The 20,196-nt window shown below is 65.6% G+C and carries 15 protein-coding genes; 5 read left to right on the top strand and 10 right to left on the bottom strand.

Features of this window, described 5'->3' with window-relative positions:
- Nucleotides 1–27 precede the first annotated feature (27 nt).
- The gene (locus H7A76_RS19645; protein ID WP_185700032.1) at nt 28–753 is read right to left on the bottom strand and encodes a tellurite resistance TerB family protein; all 726 of its coding nucleotides are present in this window, start codon (nt 751–753) and stop codon (nt 28–30) included.
- A 232-nt stretch (nt 754–985) separates the two neighbouring features.
- On the opposite strand from H7A76_RS19645, the gene H7A76_RS19640 reads away from it, so the two are divergent.
- The 4 genes from H7A76_RS19640 (at nt 986) to H7A76_RS19625 (ending at nt 4,374) form a co-directional block, all read left to right on the top strand.
- The gene (locus H7A76_RS19640) at nt 986–1,438 is read left to right on the top strand and encodes a hypothetical protein (RefSeq protein ID WP_260498026.1); all 453 of its coding nucleotides are present in this window, start codon (nt 986–988) and stop codon (nt 1,436–1,438) included.
- On the top strand, nt 1,428–2,447 hold the full coding sequence (locus H7A76_RS19635) for a hypothetical protein (protein WP_185700031.1): 1,020 nt from the start codon (nt 1,428–1,430) through the stop codon (nt 2,445–2,447). The genes H7A76_RS19640 and H7A76_RS19635 overlap by 11 nt, the downstream gene beginning before the upstream one ends.
- A 134-nt stretch (nt 2,448–2,581) precedes the next feature.
- The gene (locus H7A76_RS19630; protein WP_185700030.1) at nt 2,582–3,178 is read left to right on the top strand and encodes a TetR/AcrR family transcriptional regulator; all 597 of its coding nucleotides are present in this window, start codon (nt 2,582–2,584) and stop codon (nt 3,176–3,178) included.
- 2 nt (nt 3,179–3,180) lie between these two features.
- Nucleotides 3,181–4,374: a DUF418 domain-containing protein gene (locus H7A76_RS19625; RefSeq protein WP_185700029.1), complete on the top strand. Its 1,194-nt coding sequence runs from the start codon at nt 3,181–3,183 to the stop codon at nt 4,372–4,374.
- On the opposite strand, the gene H7A76_RS19620 is transcribed toward H7A76_RS19625, so the two are convergent.
- The gene (locus H7A76_RS19620; RefSeq protein WP_185700028.1) at nt 4,371–4,904 is read right to left on the bottom strand and encodes a GNAT family N-acetyltransferase; all 534 of its coding nucleotides are present in this window, start codon (nt 4,902–4,904) and stop codon (nt 4,371–4,373) included. The two genes, H7A76_RS19625 and H7A76_RS19620, sit on opposite strands and share 4 nt — an antisense overlap.
- Before the next feature lie 201 nt (nt 4,905–5,105).
- Between H7A76_RS19620 and H7A76_RS19615 the strand changes: the two genes are divergently transcribed.
- Nucleotides 5,106–6,731 (top strand): glucan biosynthesis protein D, encoded by a 1,626-nt coding sequence (locus H7A76_RS19615; protein ID WP_185700027.1) that lies wholly within the window; start codon nt 5,106–5,108, stop codon nt 6,729–6,731.
- Between the two features lie 66 nt (nt 6,732–6,797).
- Here the strand turns inward: H7A76_RS19615 and H7A76_RS19610 are convergent, their stop codons facing one another.
- From H7A76_RS19610 to H7A76_RS19575, 8 genes are all read right to left on the bottom strand, one after another.
- Nucleotides 6,798–7,904 (bottom strand): NADH:flavin oxidoreductase/NADH oxidase, encoded by a 1,107-nt coding sequence (locus tag H7A76_RS19610; protein WP_185700026.1) that lies wholly within the window; start codon nt 7,902–7,904, stop codon nt 6,798–6,800.
- Nucleotides 7,905–8,233: 329 nt separating this feature from the next.
- Nucleotides 8,234–9,943: a single-stranded-DNA-specific exonuclease RecJ gene (gene recJ, locus H7A76_RS19605; protein ID WP_185700025.1), complete on the bottom strand. Its 1,710-nt coding sequence runs from the start codon at nt 9,941–9,943 to the stop codon at nt 8,234–8,236.
- 60 nt (nt 9,944–10,003) lie between these two features.
- Nucleotides 10,004–10,546 carry a YaeQ family protein gene (locus tag H7A76_RS19600; protein WP_185700024.1) on the bottom strand — a complete coding sequence of 181 codons (543 nt, stop codon included), beginning with the start codon at nt 10,544–10,546 and terminating at the stop codon, nt 10,004–10,006.
- Between the two features lie 104 nt (nt 10,547–10,650).
- Nucleotides 10,651–11,340, bottom strand: coding sequence for a phospholipase D-like domain-containing protein (locus tag H7A76_RS19595; protein WP_185700023.1), 690 nt, complete (start codon nt 11,338–11,340; stop codon nt 10,651–10,653).
- 36 nt (nt 11,341–11,376) lie between these two features.
- Nucleotides 11,377–16,524, bottom strand: a complete 5,148-nt coding sequence (locus tag H7A76_RS19590; protein WP_185700022.1) for a DNA repair ATPase — start codon at nt 16,522–16,524, stop codon at nt 11,377–11,379.
- 148 nt (nt 16,525–16,672) lie between these two features.
- Nucleotides 16,673–18,745 (bottom strand): flotillin family protein, encoded by a 2,073-nt coding sequence (locus H7A76_RS19585; protein ID WP_185700021.1) that lies wholly within the window; start codon nt 18,743–18,745, stop codon nt 16,673–16,675.
- A 36-nt stretch (nt 18,746–18,781) separates the two neighbouring features.
- The gene (locus H7A76_RS19580; RefSeq protein ID WP_185700020.1) at nt 18,782–19,423 is read right to left on the bottom strand and encodes an OB-fold-containig protein; all 642 of its coding nucleotides are present in this window, start codon (nt 19,421–19,423) and stop codon (nt 18,782–18,784) included.
- Nucleotides 19,424–19,489: 66 nt separating this feature from the next.
- Nucleotides 19,490–20,185: a PspA/IM30 family protein gene (locus H7A76_RS19575; RefSeq protein WP_185700019.1), complete on the bottom strand. Its 696-nt coding sequence runs from the start codon at nt 20,183–20,185 to the stop codon at nt 19,490–19,492.
- Nucleotides 20,186–20,196 lie beyond the last annotated feature (11 nt).

The raw sequence follows: 20,196 nt of genomic DNA, 5'->3' as shown, positions 1-20,196 counted from the left end.
AACCGCCATCCGTGGCCGTTCGTTGCCTCAGGCCACGTCTTGGCGTGCCTGCCGTTCCAGTTCGGCCTTGAGCCCCGGTGCCAACTGCAGTTGGCGCGCCAGCTCCTCCAGGTAGGCCTTTTCCATGAAGTGCTGGTCATCCACCAACAGCAGGCTGGCCAGGTACATCTCGGCGGCCATTTCCGCAGTACTGGCGGCCCGCGCCACATCCGCCGGGTCCAGCGGTTTGTTCAGTTCGGCGTGCAGCCAGCGCTGCAACTGCGGATCATCGTCCAGCTTGCTGAACTCGCCTTCGATCAGCGTCCGCTCGCGCTCATCCACATGGCCATCGGCCTTGGCCGCCGCCACCAGGGCCTTGAGGATCGCCTGGCTGTGCTGTTCGGCCTGCTGCGCCGGCAGGCGATCGAGGGTCTGCGGCTCATTGCCCGGTGCGCCAGCCTGTTGTGCCTGCCAGTTGCCGTAGGCCTTGTAGGCCAGCACCCCGAGCGCGGCCAGGCCACCATAGGCCAGCGCCTTGCCGCCGAAGTTGCGGGCCTTCTTGTTGCCTAGCAACAAGCCCATGGCCCCAGCGGCCAGCGCACCGCCACCAGCCCCGGAAAGCAAGCCGCCCAGGTTGCCGGTCTTGCCGCCAAGCAAGGCGCCCAGGCCCACCGGATCGCCCTGGGGCTTGGCTTGCGGGACCGCCCCTGCCTTGTTCTGCAAAAGCTCCTGGCCCGATTTCAAGAGTTGGTCGAGCAAGCCACGGGTATTCATCTGCCACCTCCCAGGAAAAACGAGTGTACGTCGACATCTGAGGCTGCAAGCCTAGAGAGAAGTGCCCGGTCCCAGGGGACGATAATGCTTCTGGATGTTGCGTCCACCCAGTCTTGCCAGCAGCGCTTTGCCGCGCTGGATTAGCGCCTGGAGTTGCGGCACTATCCGCCGCCATGAACCCCCGGTGCCCATGACCGGCCCTCCTAGACACCTCCGGCAGTAAGGACGTGCCATGTCCCGTCATACCCCCATCAAGGCCTCGCTGGAACGCCAGCGAGCCCGTCGTCTGAACCACGACCACGGCAACCGCGATCAAGTCATCCGCATCGGCATCGGCCTGGCGGTCCACTCGCTGCCGGTACTGCTGTTCTACCTGGCCCACGCCTGGGGCATCCCGCTGTATCGCAAGCTGGTCAATCCAGCGGTGGTGGAACCGATGGCGCAATTCTCGTTTTTCCTGCTGATCCTGGTCAGTGCCCTGCTGGCCCTGCTGCCCAATCGGAAGTTCAAGCTGGGCCTGGTGGCCGCCCTGGTGCTGTTCAATATCTGGGCACTATTTCCCGAGAATCCGGTACGCGGCTCTGTCTACTGCTTCTTGAGCGCAGTGCCGCCACTGCTGGCCGTCTGGCTGACACAAAGGCTGTGCCAACGCTTCGAGCGCCTGGAGCTGGCCCATGCCCATTGATCGCAAGTACGGCCTGGCCGCCCTGGTCCTGGTGCTCGCCTGCGCCGCCCAAGGCCTTCGCGCCGAACCGGTGGCATGCCCATCCGCGGACCTGCCGACCTTCGCCCAGGCCTTTGCCAGCAGCCCCGAGTTGCAACAAGCGTTCAGCCGCTCGCCCATGGTCGAGCAACGCGTGGTCTATGACGAACGAGGCCGGGCAATCACCACCCGACACAAGCTGTACGGCGCCAAGCGTCCGCAACCGACCCTGCTCGCCCCCCAGGCCCAGGCCCGGAGCGACCTGCGGACTTTCTGGGAAGACCAGACCCTGGTGGTGCACGACGCCCAGGGCGATGTGCTCCAGGCCTTCGTCTTCGAGAAGGACAGCTGCTGGCAACTGGTCCGGGTGGAGCAATGGTCCATGGGCGACCTGCTGGACCAGAAGGCACCGCCAGGCGAGACCGAGGTCCAGCGCCAGGTACGCAAGGCCGAGCTGTTCCTGGACTACGGTGCTCGCGAGCAGTATCCGCTGACCGCTTATTTCTTCGAACTGGGCCAGCGCATCTTGCTGGATGCCGCCCGCCACGGTTCCGCCAATGCCGCCGTACAAGCGGTGAGCCTGGGATACTCGGGCATGGCCCCGGAACTCAAGCCAGGGGAGCCGGAGGAGTTGCTGCTGCCCTACGCCCAGAGCGACGCCGAGGCCGCCTTGATGCTGTCCATGTACTACTGCGACCCGCACGCCAATGGCCCGGAAGAAGGCTGCCAGGACCCTATCAAGGCCGAAGCGGTGGTCATGCAGGCACTGCGCAAGCTGGATGCAGGCGTTCTCTACAACACCCTCGGCAGCGCACTGGCCAGCGGACGCTGGGGCACCAGGGACCCGGACCGGGCCGTGGCCTGCTACCAGCAAGCGCTGCAACGCGACTACCTGCCCAGCCTCTCGCCCCTGACCTGGAGCACCAGCCAGGGTCAACTGCCCAAGCAGCCAGTCCAGTGCCTGTCGGAGCCGGCCCGGCAGCAAGGCTGAACGACCTCGAAACCGGGATCAGGCCGATGCCGGTCCCGGGCCTCGTTGACGCTTTTTAACAAGAATTGCATTGCCCGGTACCTGCGCGCCGGAGTTAATTGAGTGGCCGCTCAATTAACTAAAAGGCCCATTGAATGCGTCCCGCCAACCTTGCGCAACGAGAAGCCCGGTGCAACGTGCTGCTCGATGCCGCTGCCCGCTGCTTCGCCGAAAGCGGCTATGCCGCCACCCGCACCGCGGACATCTGCCTGCGGGCCGATATGAGTGCCGGCAACCTGTTTCACTACTTCCCCAGCAAGCAAGCGCTGCTATTGGCGTTGATCACCCGTGAAGGCCAGGAAATCCAGCAGGCCATGGACCAGTTGTTGCTGGAGCAGGCACCGCTTTCGGCCCTGCTGGGGTTTCTCCAGCACGTCTGCCAACTGGCCGAAGATCCGCACTACACCGGCCTGGCCCTGGAAATCGCCGCCCTCAGCCATCGCGACCTGGACATCGCATGGCACGCCCGGCACAACGACCTGGTGCTGCGCGACGGCCTGGCGGCGCTGGTACGCCAGGCCAGCGCACAAGGCCTGACCCGGCCCCAACTGTGCGCCGAGCAGGCCGCCACCTGGCTGGCCGCGCTGATCGACGGGCTGTTCACCCGCATCGCCGTCGACCCACAGTTCTCTCCCCAGGCCCAGGCTCCGGTCTTGAGGCAACTGGCCCTACATCTGCTGCAAGGAGACTGAACATGGCCCAACCCGAAAGCCTGGCACCGACCCGCCTGCAGCACGTGGACGCCCTGCGCGGATTCGCCCTGCTGGGCATCCTGGCAGTGAACATCTGGTCCTTCGCCGACCCCTACTACGCTGCGCCGACCAGCAACCCGGCCTATTCCAGCGCCCTCGATCACCTGGTGCGCTGGCTGGTGTCGGTCCTCTTCGAGGCCAAGTTCTACCTGCTGTTCTCCTTCCTGTTCGGCTACAGTTTCACCTTGCAGATGAGCTCCGCCGAACGCTCGGGGGCGTCCTTCGTGCCACGCATGTTGCGCCGGCAACTGGCCCTGTTGGTCATCGGCCTGGTGCACGGCGCGCTGCTGTTCTATGGCGAGATCCTCTCGCTGTATGCCTGGCTCGGTTTGATCCTGCTGGCGCTGCGCGGGCTATCGGCCAAATGGGCCGCAAGGCTGGCGCTGCTGCTGGTGATCGCCAGCGCGCTGATGTTCCTGCTGCTGGGCGCCGAACTGCTGGAGATCGGCCTCTACACAGGCAAGGCCGACGGTGAATCGCTGCTCAAGGACCTGGCCCTGGGCGGCAGTGCCCTGGACACCCTGGCCTACAACGCTTCGCACCTGTCGGACACCGCCTCGGCCCTGTGGCTGCTGCAAGGCCCCAGCACCCTGGCGATGTTCCTGCTGGGCTACGTGGCCGGACGCAAGGAGCTGCTGGTGGCGCCCTATCGCTTCGGGCCCAGGTTGCCATGGCTGCTGGCGTTCACCCTGCCCCTGGGCCTGGGCGGCGCCCTGCTCTACGGCTACTGGGCCGCTTATGCCCCGGGTGGTGGCCTGGAATTGATCGGCTATGGCCTCAGCCAGTTGACCGCGCCCTTGCTCTCGGCCAGCTACGCCATGCTACTGCTCAAGGCCTTCGACTCATCCCTTGGCCAGCGCCTGTGCCGGCGCCTGGCGCCCCTGGGGCGCATGTCCCTGAGTAACTACCTGTTGCAATCGCTGATCCTCTGCCTGCTGTTCACCGGTTACGGGCTGGGGTTGATCAACCATTTGCCACCGCTGGCCTTGCCGCCGGTGGTGATCGCCATCTACCTGGTGCAGATGCAGCTCAGCGCCCTGTGGCTGCGCCATCACCAGTACGGCCCCTGCGAATGGCTGCTGCGCGCGGTGACCATCGGCGCCTGGCCGAGCTGGGGCAAACCCAGGCAGATTTAGGCCAGGCGCAGGTACAGGTGAATGTCCTCGGGCTCCAGGCGCAACAGCTCCGGATCCGGGACGTCCAGCAACTGGCAACCCAGGCCCTGGTAGAAATCCACGGTATGCCGCGACGGCGTGGCCGACACGTACAAGCCCTGGCCGCCCATGGCCAGGGCCTGCTCCCGGGCCAGGGCGAACAATTGTCGGCCCAGGCCAAGCCCGCGCCAACCCTGGCTCACATGCAGGAACTTGAGCTGGCGCAGCTGCAGCCCGGCACTGGCGATGGGCAGGCAGTCCACCACCGCCGCCGCCACCAGCCGGGTGTCGTCGAAGGCCCCATGCAGCCAGCCGCCACGCTGGTAACACTGCTGCAAGATCACTTCGTCATGCTCGGCTTCCCCGGCTGGCCAACCGGTCACCACTTCATGCTGGGCATAACGCACCAGCCTTCCATCCTCCAGGCGGTAGAACTCATCGATGAGTTCGGCACGGTCGATGGTCTTGAGCAAGGCGATGTCGTCTTCGACAAGTGGTCGCAGGCACAGCATGGGGCAATTTCCTAGGGCTGGTTAAGTCGTTACCTATGGACACAAGCTAATCATTTTTCTGCCCCAGGCGAACCGATTATTCTACGCGGCATCTGTTTAAGGTCAGACGGGTTCGGCCAACGGCATGGCCGGACCTCATCCACGCGATCCCCCCGAGCGGCCAAGAACGGCTGCGGATCTTTCCCTGTACAAGGCTTACCCATGCATCGTAGGAATCTCCTCAAAGCGTCCATGGCCCTGGCGGCCTATACCGGCCTTTCGGCCAGCGGCCTCCTGGCTACCCGAGCCTGGGCCGGCACTGGCGCCGCCGATGGCGAGGCACAGGCATTCGACTTCGAGCGCCTCAAGGCCCAGGCCAAGCAACTGGCCGCCAAGCCGTACGTGGACACCAAGCAGGTGCTGCCGCCGACCTTGGCGCAGATGACCCCGCAGGACTTCAACGCCATCCAGTACGACGCCAGGCACTCGCTGTGGAATGACCTGAACGGCCAGCTCGACGTGCAGTTCTTCCATGTGGGCATGGGCTTTCGCCAGCCGGTGCGCATGCACAGCGTCGACCCCAAGACCCGCCTGTCGCGGGAGGTGCACTTCCGGCCGCCGCTGTTCAACTACCAGAACACCCGCGTCGATACCTCGCAGCTCAAGGGTGACCTGGGTTTCGCCGGGTTCAAGCTGTTCAAGGCGCCGGAGCTGGATAGACACGACGTGGTGTCGTTCCTCGGCGCCAGCTACTTCCGCGCGGTGGACGCCACCGGCCAGTACGGCCTCTCGGCCCGGGGCCTGGCCATCGATACCTACGCCAAGCATCGCGAGGAGTTCCCCGACTTCACCCAGTTCTGGTTCGAGACCCCGGACAAGGACAGCACCCGCTTCGTGGTCCATGCCCTGCTGGATTCGCCGAGCGCCACCGGTGCTTACCGCTTCGACATCGACTGCCAGGCCGAGCGCGTGGTGATGGAGGTCGATGCCCACGTCAATGCGCGTACCGCCATCGAGCAACTGGGCATCGCGCCGATGACCAGCATGTTCAGCTGCGGCACCCACGAGCGGCGCATGTGCGACACCATCCACCCGCAGATCCACGACTCCGACCGCCTGGCCATGTGGCGCGGCAACGGCGAATGGATCTGCCGGCCGCTGAACAACCCGGCGACCCTGCAGTTCAACGCCTTCGCCGACAAGGACCCGAAAGGCTTCGGCCTGGTGCAGACCGACCATGACTTCGCCAGCTACCAGGACACCGTGGACTGGTACAGCCGTCGCCCGAGCCTGTGGGTCGAACCCACCACCGCCTGGGGCGAAGGCAGCGTCGACCTGCTGGAGATCCCCACCACCGGCGAGACCATGGACAACATCGTGGCCTTCTGGACGCCGAAGAAACCGGTGGCCGCCGGCGACTCGCTGAACTACGGCTACAAGCTCTACTGGAGCGCCCTGCCGCCGGTGGGCACGCCCCTGGCGCGGGTCCACGCCACCCGTTCGGGCATGGGCGGCTTCGTCGAGGGCTGGGCCCCGGGCGAACACTATCCGCCTGTCTGGGCGCGGCGCTTCGCCGTGGACTTCACCGGCGGCGGCCTCGATCGCCTGCCGGCGGGCACCGGCATCGAGCCGGTGGTCACCGCCTCCAACGGCCAGGTCAAGGACTTCAGCGTACTGGTGCTGGACGAGATCAAGGGCTACCGCATCCTCTTCGACTGGTACCCCACCAACGACAGCGTGGACCCGGTGGAACTGCGGCTGTTCATCCGCACCAACGACCGCACCCTGAGCGAGACCTGGCTGTACCAGTACTTCCCGCCGGCGCCGGAGAAACGCAAGTACCCCTGATGCCCCAACGGCGAGGTGATCCCCTACCACTTCCTTGACTGGCCGGTTTTTCTTGCCTGCAAACGCTCAGTCCCGCAGGTCCGATTCGTGGATCGGCTGGTCCCTGTGGGTCGCCCGCTGGTACTGCGCCGGCCAGGTGGCGTTGCGCCCGCCCAAATCGTCGTCGGCATGCAGCGGCCAGTAGGGATCGCGCAGCAGCTCCCGGGCCAGCAGGATGATATCCGCCTGGCAGGTACGCAGGATGTGCTCGGCCTGGGCCGGCTCGGTGATCATGCCCACGGTGCCGGTGGCGATCCCCGACTCCTTGCGCACGCGCTCGGCGAAGCGCGTCTGGTAACCGGGGCCGGTGGGGATCTCGGCATTGGCCGCCGTACCACCGGACGACACGTCGATCAGGTCCACCCCCAGCTCCTTGAGACGCCTGGCCAGCTCCACGGTTTCGTCGGGGTTCCAGCCGTCTTCCACCCAGTCGGTGGCCGAGACCCGCACGAACAGCGGCAGCTCCTGCGGCCAGACCCGGCGTACCGCCTCGGTCACCTCCAATACCAGGCGGATACGGTTCTCGAACGAACCACCGTAGCGGTCCTGGCGCTGGTTGCTCAGGGGCGAGAGGAACTGGTGCAGCAGATAACCGTGGGCGGCGTGCACCTCCACCACCTTGAAGCCGGCCTCCAGGGCGCGCTGGGCCGCGGCGACGAAGGCCTGGACGACATCGGCGATCTGGTGCTCGTCCAGTGGCGTCGGTGGCGTGTGCTGGGGGTCGAAGGCGATCCGCGACGGCCCTACCGGGACCCAGCCGCCGTCCTCGGGCTTGACGCTGCCGGACTTGCCGAGCCAGGGCCGGTGGGTGCTGGCCCTGCGCCCGGCGTGGGCCAGCTGGATGCCGGCGACGGCCCCCTGGGCGCTGATGAAACGGGTGATGCGGCGCAAGGGTTCGATCTGCTCGTCGTTCCACAGCCCCAGGTCCTGGGCGGTGATCCGGCCGTCGGCGGTGACCGCCGTGGCCTCGGTGAAGACCAGCCCGGCGCCGCCCACGGCACGGCTGCCCAGGTGCACCAGGTGCCAGTCATTGGCCAGCCCGTCCACCGACGAGTACTGGCACATGGGCGACACGGCAATGCGGTTGATCAAGGTCAGTTGACGCAGGGTATAGGGTTCAAGCAGCAGACTCATGGGGCACCTCTCGGTCAGTGGTCAGGCTCCAGGGATCTGTTTGAACGGTCGACGAGTGACTGCGAAATCGAAGCGCCCGCCCCCGCGGGAAGAGAAAAGGACAAAACGTCACAAGGCCAATCAGACAGTCCTAACAGCCTAGACGACAACATTGGCCGAAGCAGGGTTCCTGATCGCTAGCGGGACGAAAAACCCTGGCGCTGGCCGCGCATCGCTTCGTGTAGCCGCTGCCGCAGGCTGCGCATGACCGCGCAGCGGGCATCGGGCGATCGGCGGCCGCTGCGCGACCGGTCGCAACCTCGCAGGCTCGGCAGCGGCTACAGGGCGCGTCAGCGCGGCTCGATGTGGGCGATCATCAGTTGCACGGTTTCCTGGCCACGGAACTCGTTGAGGTCGAGCTTGTAGGCCAGCTCCACCCAGCGGATGGTCGGGTTGGGCCAGACCTCGCGGTCGATGCCGAAGGCGATGCCGTCCAGCTTCAGCGAGCCGCATTCGCTGCGCAACACCACCTTCAGGTGGCGTTCGCCGACGATGCGCTGCTCCACCAGCTCGAACACCCCATGGAACATCGGCTCGGGAAAGTGCTGGCCCCAAGGCCCGGCGTGGCGCAGGGCGCGGGCCAGTTCCAGGTGGAACTCCTCCACGGCCAGGGTGCCGTCCGACAGCAGGCGCCCGGTAAGGTCTTCCTCGTTGAGCTGGCGCCGCACCTCCTCATCGAAAGCCTCGGCGAAGGCCGGGAAGTTCTGCTCCGGCAGCGACAGGCCGGCGGCCATGGCGTGGCCACCGAACTTGCTGATCAGGTGTGGATGACGGGCGGCCACCGCGTCCAGGGCGTCACGGATATGGAAGCCCGGCACCGAACGCGCAGAGCCCTTGAGCATGCCGTCGCCAGCGTCGGCAAAAGCGATGGTTGGCCGGTGGTAACGCTCCTTCAGGCGCGAGGCGAGGATCCCGATCACTCCCTGGTGCCAATCGGCATCGAACAGGCACAGGCCGAACGGCATCGATTCCACCGGCAGCTCCTTGAGCTGGGCCAGGGCTTCGCGCTGCATGCCCTGCTCGATGGACTTGCGGTCCTGGTTCAGCTCATCGAGCTGGGCGGCCATGGCCCGCGCCGCCGACGCATCGTCGCTGAGCAGGCACTCGATGCCCAGGCTCATGTCGTCCAAGCGCCCGGCGGCGTTCAGCCGAGGCCCGAGGATGAACCCCAGGTCGGTGGAGGTGATGCGCGAATGGTCGCGCTTGGCCACTTCCAGGATCGCCTTGAGCCCCGGCCGGGCGCGACCGGCGCGAATCCGCTCCAGGCCCTGGTGCACCAGGATGCGGTTGTTGGCATCCAGCGGCACCACATCCGCCACGCTGCCCAGGGCCACCAGGTCCAGCAGCTCGCCGATATTCGGTTGCGGCCGGCTCTCGTAGCGGCCCAGGCTGCGCAGGCGCGCACGCAGCGCCATCAGCACATAGAAGATCACCCCGACCCCGGCCAGGGCCTTGCTGGGAAACTCGCAGCCCGGCTGGTTGGGGTTGACGATGGCGTCCGCCGCCGGCAGTTCCGGGCCCGGCAAGTGGTGGTCGGTGACCAGCACCTTGAGCCCGGCGGCCTTGGCTGCGGCCACGCCATCGACGCTGGAGATGCCGTTGTCCACGGTGATCAGCAACTGCGGCTGGCGCTGCAGGGCCACCGCGACGATTTCCGGAGTCAGGCCGTAGCCGTATTCGAAGCGGTTGGGCACCAGGTAGTCGACATGGGCCGCGCCCAGCAGGCGCAGGCCCAGCAGGCCGACGGTGCTGGCGGTGGCGCCGTCGGCATCGAAGTCGCCGACGATGAGGATGCGCTGGCGCTGATCCAGGGCGGTCACCAGCAGGTCCACCGCGGCGTCGATGCCCTTGAGCTGCTGGAACGGGATCAGCCGTGCCAGGCTCTTGTCCAGCTCATCCACCGTCTGCACGCCACGGGCGGCGTAGAGGCGGGTCAGCAACGGCGGCAGGTCGCCGAGAAAGGGCAGGACGGCGGGCAATTCACGGGGTTCGATACGCATGGGCTAACGACAGCTTCTCTTGGATACGGTGGATCGATCAGGAACGGGGGGAGCGAAGGCTTAGCCGCGCTCGCCCAGCAACCATTCCAGCTGCACTTCATGCTGGCCGCGATCGTCGGTGACGAAGAGGGTGCCTTCGCTGATCATCACATCCCACTTGATCACCCGTGGCATGTCCTTGGCCAGGGTCTCCAGCACGTCCTGGGGCACACCGGCGATGTTGAGGTTCTTCAGGTTCTTCACCGCATCCACCACCCGGGTCTGCCACACCCGCAGACTGCCGTAGGCCAGCAGGCTGGTGCGCTCGGTACGGCGCGAGCACCAGGTCAGGCGCTCGGCATCCGGCTGGCCGACTTCGATCCAGTGCAGCACGCGGTCGTCCAGGCTTTTTTCCCACAGGGCCGGCTCATCCACTTCCGACAGGCCGCGCCCGAACGACAGCTGCTCGTTGTACCAGAGGGCGTAGGCCAGCAGACGCACGGTCATGCGCTCTTCGGTTTCCGAAGGGTGGCGGGCGATGGTCTGCTTGACGCTTTCGTAGACCCCGCGGTCGAGGTCGGTGAGGTTCAGTTCGAATTTATAGGTGGTGGACGGCTGGGCCATGTGCGGGCTTCTTGAGTATGCGAAAAGGCGGCAAGTCTAACCCGAAACCCGCCGCCCTGCCCGACCGCTGACCGGCTCGGCGACCAATTCCCATTGGCCCGCCTTCAACGAGGCGCGTAGCGCTCCCAGAGCTCGTTGAACTCCTTGAGGTAGCTGGCCACCAGTTGCGGGTGGTCGATCACCAGCAGGTTTTCCTCATTGCCGGTGGTGGCGCTGCGGGTCCAGTTGAAGCTGCCATTGAGCAAGGTGCGGCCATCGAACAGGGCGAACTTGTGGTGCATGTGGAACGGCGTGTCGTCGATGCGCACCGGCACTCCGGCTTCCCGTAGCGCGGCGATATCGCTGCCGACATCGAACTGCTTTTCACTGTCGCTGATCACCCGCACCGCCACGCCGCGCTGGTGGCAGGCGCGAATCTCGTCGCTCAGTTGGTCATCGGAAATGGTGAACACGCAGATATCCACCGAGGCGCGGGCCTGGCGGCACAGCTCGCGGATCTTGCGCCGGCAATCCTCGCCGGGGCTGAAGTGGGCGCTGGCCATGTCACGTACCGGGGCGCTGTGGGTGTCCAGGGTCTTGACTACTTGCTCCAGCCATTTCAGCGCCGGCAGCACGTTGGCGCTGTCTGCCAGCGCCAGTTCGCGCACCAGATCAAAGGCCCGGTTGCGCAGGTAGCGCACCTGGTCGCTGCCCAATTCGCTGCCCAGCTGGCGCAGCTCGTCCCGTTCTTCGTTACTCAGTTTCAGGTCCTGCAGGCTGTCGCGCAGTTGCTGGTCCAGGTGGGCAAAATCCATGTGCTGATCCTTGGGTGTTCGCCGGCAAGCCGGCTCCTACGGTTGGGGGTCCTTGAGGGTGGGCACATCACCGTGGCTGAGCATGCGGCTCAGCTCATCGAGGCGCTGGGCGATATCGCCGATGCGCTGATGGCTGTGCAGATCGACATCGATCTTCTTGTGCATCACCTGGACCAGCGGCAGGAAGCTGCTCTGCAACTGCTCAGAGAGATTCTCCAGCACCTCGCGCACCCTGTGCTGCTCCGTGGGCCGGGCCAGGCCGCGCACGCCTTCCACCAGGTCGTTGAGCTGGGCCACCACGCGGGTGCCGACATCGCTGTCGCTGCCGCCCATGGAGCGATTGCGCACGAAGTCGCGCTTGATCTGCGTCCAGCGCTCGCCCTGCTCCGGGGTCTGGTTGCCGCGCAGCTCGGCGAGCTTGAGCAGGTTCTCCTCGGCGCCGGTGGTCAGCAGCTGGGATTCGCCCTGGTAGTGGTCGGCGATCAGTTGCAGGAGTTCGGCATCGTTCATCACCGCCGAGATCTTTTCCGCCATCTTGTTCATGTTGCGGTAGCTGCCTTGCAGCTTGAACGGCGGCTCGGTGCGGTACTGGTCGGCCTGGGCGGCGCTGGCGATGTACTGCTGGTTGACCCGCAGCACCACGTCGCGCACCTGCATCAGGCGTTGCAGGGTGGTGGTGATCTCGTTGATCTCGGCACCGCTGTAGCTGTGGCTCAGTTCGTTGCTGGAGAAGGCCTTGCCCTCGGCCTTGGCGACGAAACGGTAGACGTCGGCCATGTCGCGAGTGGCCAGCGGCGCCAGCACCGGGTTGGAGGTCAGGCCGTTCTCGATGTAGCTCAGGGCGAAGGCCTCCTGCATGCCGCCCAGGGTGTCGCCCAAGTTATAGATGTCGGCCCGGTTGGCCAGCATGTCGGGGATCTTGAACACCTCGCCGGACTCGGTGTACGGGTTGCCCGACATCACCACGCAGAACTTCTTGCCGCGCATGTCGTAGGTCTTGGTCCCGCCCTTCCATACGCCTTCGATGCGCCGGGTGCCGTCGCACAGCGAGATGAATTTCTGCAGGAACTCGGGATGGGTGTGCTGGATGTCGTCGACATAGAGCATCACGTTGTTGCCCATCTCCAGGGCCAGGTTGAGCTTCTCCAGCTCCTGGCGCGAAGTGGCGTCCGGCGCCTGGGCCGGGTCCAGAGAGCGCACCTGGTGGCCCAGGGCCGGGCCATTGATCTTCATGAAGATCAGGCCCAGGCGGTGGGCCACATACTCCATCAGGGTGGTCTTGCCGTAGCCCGGTGGCGAAATCAGCATCAACAGGCCCATCAGGTCGGTGCGCTTGTTCTCGCCCACGGTGCCCATCTGCTTGGCCAGGTTGTCACCGATGAAGCCCAGGTAGACGTCGTTGATCAGCTTGTTGCGCACGAACGAACTCAGTGGCCGAGGCTTGAACTCGCTCAAGCGCAGGGCCGCACGTTCACCAGCGATGATGCCCTGGCGCAGGTTCTGGTAACGCTGCAGGCCTGGCAGGAAGGTTTCGCGATGAGCGCGCAGGCGGGCAAAGAAACCGTCCACCGTCAGCGCCAGGCTGCGCTCCTCGATGCGTGGGTGCTCGCCCATCAGGTTGTCCACGGTAAAACGCAGGTCGACCTCGGTGAACCGTCGGGCAAAGCCCTCGCCCAGCAGCGACAGCGCCACGGCCTCGGGCACGTAGCCGGCCAGCGGGGCGAACTCGCCCTCGGCGCACAAGGCCGCCAGCCAGTTGCCGGTCAACGCCCACTGCGCTGCGGGGCGCTCGACCAGGCGCGCCAGGGCCTGCTGGTAGTCGTCCCACATCCGCGCGCCTTGCAGGCGCAGGGCCAGGGCCTCCTGCAATTGCCGGGCATATTTGCTGAAGGTGAACTCCACACGGTCCGCCGCCAACTCTTGCACCAGGTACTCGGCGGCCTCGGGCAACAGCTCGGGGGCCACGGCGAAGCCCTGCATCCGGTGCCAGTCTTCGAGGGCCACGAGGATTTCCGCCTGCAATTGCAGCAACCCCTCGCGCCGGCCGAACAGCTGCTGGATGTGCCGGCTGGTACGGGCACGCTCCACCCATTGCCGGGGTTGCGGCTCGGCCTGCTGGCGCTCCCAGTAGAGCGCGGCAAAGGCCCGGGCCGCCGGGCCATGGGCCAACAGTCCGGCACTGTCGCGCAGGGGCAGCAATTGCAGGAGGATCGCCGCCGCGTCGTGGTCGTGGATGCCCTTCTCGTAGCCTTCCTTGTAGCGTGGCGCCGCGAAGTCGCGGATCACCCGGGCCAGCTCCTCTGGGTGGGCCAGCAGCGGCTTGAGGAGTTCCAGGCTCAGGCCGTCCTGGCCACGGTCCGCTGCGTCCAGCACCTGTCCGGCCAGGTATTCGGCGCGATACAACTGTGGCGATTCCGACTCCAGGGCCACCTGCCAGAAGTCGCGCAGGGCGTCCAGCTCGGGGTCTTGCAGGGGTTCGAGGAAATCGGTGCCGGTCAGGTGCAGGTAGAGCTCGTCGCCCCGGGGCATCAGGGTCAGGTCCAGCTCCTGGGTGTTGACGCTGAAACGATGGCGCGGCCCCAGCTTGATGACATTGCCGCCTTCCTCGAACAGCTCGGTCTTGTCTCGCAGGGCGCGCACGGCCTGGTCCCGGGCACCCTTGAGGCGCGCCTCGACGTCATCGGCCTTGACGCTGTCCTTGAGCTCGCGCAAGCGCTCGGCCAACTCCCGCAACTTGAGGATCAGCGGGTCGGCGGCGAAGAACGCGTTGAGCTCCTCGGCCTGGGTGAAGCGGGCGGTGCGCCGGCCCAGGCTGTCGAGAATCCGCCGCGCCGCGTCCAGCAGGCCCTGGGCCTTGCGCTGGCGCTCATCGAGCAGCGACTGCTTGTGGGCCTCGAAGGTCTCCAGCAACTCCTCGCGCTTGCCGAGGATGTCGCCGAGGAACTGCTCGTGGTCGCCGAAGCGGCTTTCCAGCTCCTCCAGTTGCACCAGCAACCGTGACAGTTGCTCGTCGCAACGCTCGGGGTCCTGGGCCTGGGCCAGGGCGTTGGTGATGCCCTGGCTGAAGAGTTTGAACTGGGCACCGAACTGCGCCACGGTCTCGGTCGAGCCCAGGCCCTTGCGCCGCTGTTCGGCGCGGGCCTTGGCCTGGTTCAGCCGGGCGTAGATCTGCGAAATGGATTCGATGATCCGGGTGCGCTGGGTGGCATCGTCGATCTGCAGCGAAGCCATCAGGCTGGAGAGCATGTCCAGGTCGCCGGCCATGGCTTGCAGGGCGCCCAGGGGCTCGCCGAGCTGGGCCACGGTCTCGGCCTTCTGGGCCTGGGCATCGAGGTTTTCCAGCTGGCTGACCAAGGGCAGCAGGGCCTGTTCGCTGGCCAGGAAGGTCGCGGTGCCAGCGGCGGTACGCTCCTGGGCCTTGAGCAGCTCGGCCTCCATGGCGTCGATGCGGGCCACGTCGATGTAGCGATAGTCGCGGATGGTCAGCAGTAGCCCGCGCTGGGCGGTGATGCCGTTCAGGGCATCGACGAAGCTCTGCACCTGGTCCCAGCTGTCCACCAGCAAGCCATCGAGCAGGGCTTTGTGCTTGGCCTCGGCGGCTACCATGGCCTGTTCCGACTGGCGCCGGATGCTCTCGACCTTCTCGTATTCGTCCAGCACCAGTTCCGAGGTGGCGGCCACTTCGCGCAGCAGCGGCGCCAGGCCATCGAGCTCGGCGCTGCCCAGCCAGTGGTACACGTCGAACAGGCGCCGGGTGTTCTGGCACAGCAGCGAGTAGCGCTGGACCGAGACCGCCGGGGTGTCGATCTCGCGGCACAGGTCATAGAGGTCGGAAACGCTGCGCACCAGCTCGGCGTTGCCGATGCGTCCCAGGAAGCCGCTGCGGGCCGGTTGCCGCGCGGCGTATTCCTCGGTAAAGAACGGGGTCTGCCAGACCTGCATCGGATGGACCCGGGTCGGCTCGTCGCCCTCGGCGGCGAAGATCACCATGCGCCCGTCTTCCAGGCGCGCATAACCATGGCCGAACAGCGGGTTCTGCAGCTGGCGGTTGATCATGTTGTAGGTCAGCAGTACCGAGCGCCCCTGCTCCGGGTGGTAGAAGATGTACTGCACATCCTCACCGTTGGGCGAACGGACCGAGCGCTTGAAGCGCATGCCGTCCATGGACTGCTCGAAGGTCTTGTACTCGCCGCTTTGCAGGTAGTAGCCACCGGGGAAGATGATCCCGTGGTCCTCCGGCAGCTGGACGCAGGCCAGGCCCATGGCGTCGATGCGCTCCACCTGGCGAGTCAGGCTGTTGAACACCAGGTAGCGCCACTGCTCTTCGCGATACGGCAGGACCTTGAGCAGGATCAGGCTGCCCAGGCGGGCGAACTCGATCTGCGAGTCGTCCAGGGACTGGGTCTTGTCCAGTACTTCTTCGCGGTAGATGCCCAGGCCCGACTCGGTATTGTTCTCGACCTTGATGGTCAGGTCGCCGCCGATGGTCTCGACGAACACCGTGTCGAGGATGTTCAGGTGCGGGAAACGACCCTCGACCACCATCTCGCGGGTGGCCTTCTTCCATTCGAAGTCGAAGGGCGCCGGCAGGGCGATGTCTCGCTCACCCCGGTTGTCGATGTAGCGCACGTCCCGGCCATCCGCCGAGATCGACCAGCGGAACACCCGCACATCGGTGACTCGCTCGCCGATCTGGAAACTGGCCAGGAGCTTGCCATCGCGAATCGCCAGCTGCAGCAGGCGGGTGTTCTTGTAATAGGTGTACAGCTCGTTGAAATCGTTGAGGAAGCCCTGGGCTCCCAGGAAGCTGCCTTCCAGGGGCACGGACTCGGCTTCGTAGCCCTCGCCCTCCTCCACCAGCCGGTACAGGGAAAACACGTCGGCGACGCTGGTTTCCTTCTTCAGGCCGATGAACACGTTGTAGCCGAACAGCAGGCAGTCGCCGACCTGGACGATGTCCCGGGCAATGCAGTTGTTCTCGGTACGGATGCGCACCCGCCCGACCACTTCCATGCGGCTGTTGCCGAACTCGTCGAGACGCTTCTGGTTGAGACTGTCCGTGGTGGCACGCAGGCGTTGGCCCTGGTCCTGCAGGCGCTTTTGCAGCACCTCGTAGGCGCCGCCTTCGGCGACAGCCTTGTCCAATACGTCCTGCGGGGGAGTTGCAACTTGAGCGTCCGACATCGTGGCCTTCCTGGATCTACGGCGGTGTGCAAAAAAGCGGGAGCCTGGAACCCGGCTCCCGGTACCCGGACTCAACCCCTGGAGCCCACCCGGTAGCCGCTGCCCAAGACAGCGGCTACCGGTGCATCAGGAGCTGGGTTCAGGTATTTCAGGCTTCGGCAGAGGGTGCCTCGACCTTGCGCGCGGCGGCGGCAGCCAGCTCGGCGGCTACGGCCGGTGCGGTCTTGCCGTTGAGCAGGCGTGCCAGGACGTCCTGGACCACCGGGCTCTTGCCCACCACGCCCTCGATGGCCTTGCCCACCGACAGCGACTTGGCGAAGGAGTTGAAGAAGTCGCCCTCGCCTCCGACGATCTCGATCTTGGCCTTGCTGAGGGCGGCGGACAGCACTTCGGCCTGTTCCTTGGCGATGTCCTTGTTGGCGGCGATGGCGGCCATCGCTTCCTCGAAGTTCTTCTCCAGTTGCATGCGGAACTCTTCGTGCTGGCGAGCGCTGTCGCTGAGGGCATCCAGGGCACCGAACTTCTTGCCCAGGCCTTCGGCCTCGGCGTTCAGGCGCTGCAGCAGCACCTCGGCTTCGGCCGAACCCAGGTCCTTGGTGGCCTTGGCCTTGGCCGCGCCCAGTTGTTCTTCGCCACGGGCCTGGGCACCGAGTTTCTCTTCCAGGACCTTGGCGTCGGCCAGGCCGTCCTTTTCCTTGGCGGCAGCCTGGGCTTCCAGCACCCGGGCGTCGGCCAGGCCTTTTTCCTGTTCGCCACGGGCCTCGGCGATCAACTGCTCGGCACGCACCCGGGCCAGGGCCAGGCCTTCTTTCTCCTGGGCCGCGGCGGAGACTTCCAGTACCCGCGCATCGGCCAGGCCAGGCGCCGCACGTTCGGCTTCCAGGCCTTCGGCCAGGCGCTTCTTGGCCTCGGCCTGCTTGGCCGCGGCTTCCAGCTCGGCCTGGGCCAGGTTGTTGATTTCCACCGCCTTGTGCTTGGAGCGGGTTTCGTCGGCCTCGGCCTGCTTGACCTGGCGCACCAGGTCCTGCTCGGCTTCGGCCTGGGCCTGGATCACCACCACCTGCTTGGCGCGCTCGGCCTCGGACACTTCACGCACTTCCTTGATGCGCTCTTCTTCCTGGGCCACGGTCTTCTCGACCGCCACGCGCTCGCGGATCACCGTGGCGATGTTCTTGCGCTGTTCTTCCAGGGCCTTTTCCTTCTCGATGCGTTGCAGCTCCACTTCGCGCTCGCGGGCCACCACTTCCAGGTCCTTGGCGCGGGTGACTTTCTCCACCTCGATGACCACGGCACGCTGGCGGTTCTGCTGGGCCACTTCGACTTCACGCTGGTGGTTCTCGGTGCGCACGTCGATTTCCTGCTGGGACTGGATCCGCGCCTGCTCGGCCTTCAGCCGCTCTTCTTCCTTGACCTTGGCGGTCTCGGCTTCCTCGCGGGCACGGATGGTCTCGATCTCGCGCTTCTGCCGGGCCTCGGCATCGGCCTGCTGGCGCTCCAGGGCCAGGGAGGCCTCGCGGGTCTCGACGTTCTTCTTCTGGATCGCCAGCTCCTGGTTGCGCTCCAGCTCGTTGGTGATGACGTTCTGGGTCGCGGTCAGCTCGGTGATCTTGCGGATACCCTCGGCGTCGAGGATGTTGCTCGGGTCCAGGGAATGCTTGGCGGTTTGCTCCAGGTAATCGATGGCCACGTCTTCGAGCACATAACCGTTGAGGTCGTTGCCGATGATCTCGATGATCCGATCACGGAAGTCCTGGCGGTTCTCGAACAGCTGGACGAAGTCGAACTGCTTGCCCACGGTCTTCAGGGCTTCGGAGAACTTGGCGTTGAACAGCTCATTGACCGCCGAACGATCGGAAGCCCGGTCGACGCCGATGGCCTTGGCCACCTTGAGCACGTCTTCCTGGGTTTCGTTGACCCGCAGGTAGAAAGCCACGGTGATGTCGGCACGCATGTTGTCGCGGCAGATCAGCCCGTCCTTGGCCCGCCGATCGACCTCCAGGGTGATCAACGAGATACGCATGAATTCCTTGAGGTGGATCACCGGGTACACCAGGGCACCGGTGAAATGCACCTTGGGCGTGGAAGACATGTCGTTGACGATCAGGGCCGTGCCCTGTGGGACCTTGATGTAGAAGGCCTTGAACAGGGCCAGCAGGCCGAAGACCACCAGGACGACAAGGCCGAGCCCGAGCAGGATGGGCAGCAGCGACGGTAAGTTCATGCAATCAATCTCCTTTGATTCTGAGGGAGGCCGGGCTCAGAGGCCGCGAAACTCGTCCTCGGTAATGACCCGATAGGCGTGTTGCGCCTCCAGATACTCCAGCAACACGACTCGGTCGCCGCGTTTGAATGCCCGTGCCTCATCGGCACGCACCCGCAGGATCAGCCCCGCGCCACCGTCCTCGAGCACGGCTTCGCCATGCTCCAGGGTGACCCGGCCACTGCGCACTACGGCAGTCTGCCCCAGCACAGACTTGCTGCTGGTGGCTTCCATCTTGTGAAACAGCGGGCGCAACGGAGCGCAGATCGCCGCACTGAGGGGCGCCGCCAGGAACAGCGCGAGCACCGCCAGCAGCAGGCCCAGGGGATAACGCAGCCAACCCAGGGGCAGCTGGCTGAAAATGTAGAGTTCGGTGAAATACGCCAGGAACCAGCTGAAGAACATCAGCAGGGTCAGCACCAGGGTGACCGGTACGCCGTTGAGCTTGAACTTGATCAGCAGCCCGGCCAGGCCTTCGGCGCTGTGGGCGCCGTCGAGCAGCGAGTCGGCCTCGAAATCCAGGAGGTCCACCTCGAGCAAACCCATGGCGACCACGGCCCAGTAGATCACCGCCAGGCAGAGCATGAAGCTGAACAGCACGGTGGGGAACGACAAGACTGTCCGCAGGAAGATTTCCATTGCTTTCCTATCCCTGAAAAAGCCGGGCAAGGCCCATCGGCCCCGCCCCTGACACACAACGATGAATCAGGACTTGCTACGGTCCTTCAAACGCGCCAGCACGTTGTCGGCACTGGTGCTGCCGGCGACGATTCCGGCTTCGCGCAGCTTGGCATCCAGGGCATCGTCGGGGCTGCCAGTGCTGGCCAGTTCGGCCGCGGCTTGCATTTTCGCCGCGCGCTCGGCCTGCTTCTGCTTGATCCGCTCCAGCGACTCCACCGCAGTGTGCAACTTGCTCTGCGAGCCGCCATAGCGCTGGGCCACGGCCTGCTGGGCCTTCTGCACGCTTTCGGTGGCCTTCACCGTATCGACCTGTTGTTTCAAATGCTTAATGTTGCCTTCGGCCTGGGTCACGGCCTTGCGCAACTGGGCGACGCTGGCGGCGAACCCGTCGGCCTGCTCGCGCTCCACCACCAGGTCGTTTTCCAGGTTGGCGATCTTCTGCGCCACTTCCTGGGCCAGGCTTTCATTGCCTGCTTCCAGGGCCTTGAGCGCATAGCTCTCGTATTCGGCGACCTTGGCCGCGGTGGCGTCGGCGCGCTCGGCGGCGAGCTTCTGCCGGGCCATGATCTCGGCCAGGGCTTCCTTGGATTTGCGCAGCTCCTGGTCGGCGTCACGGATTTCCTGATCGAGAATCCGCAGGGCCTGGCTGTCCACCAGGGCCTCGCCCGCCTCGTTGGCGCCACCGCGCAGGGCAGTGAGCAGCTTGCTCCATACGTTCATGTGCATTCCTC

The organism is Pseudomonas sp. MSSRFD41 (assembly GCF_014230245.1).
Classification (GTDB): Bacteria; Pseudomonadota; Gammaproteobacteria; order Pseudomonadales; family Pseudomonadaceae; genus Aquipseudomonas; species Aquipseudomonas piscis.
Note: the sequence above shows the minus strand (reverse complement) of the source record. Positions and strands in the feature narration are given on the sequence as shown.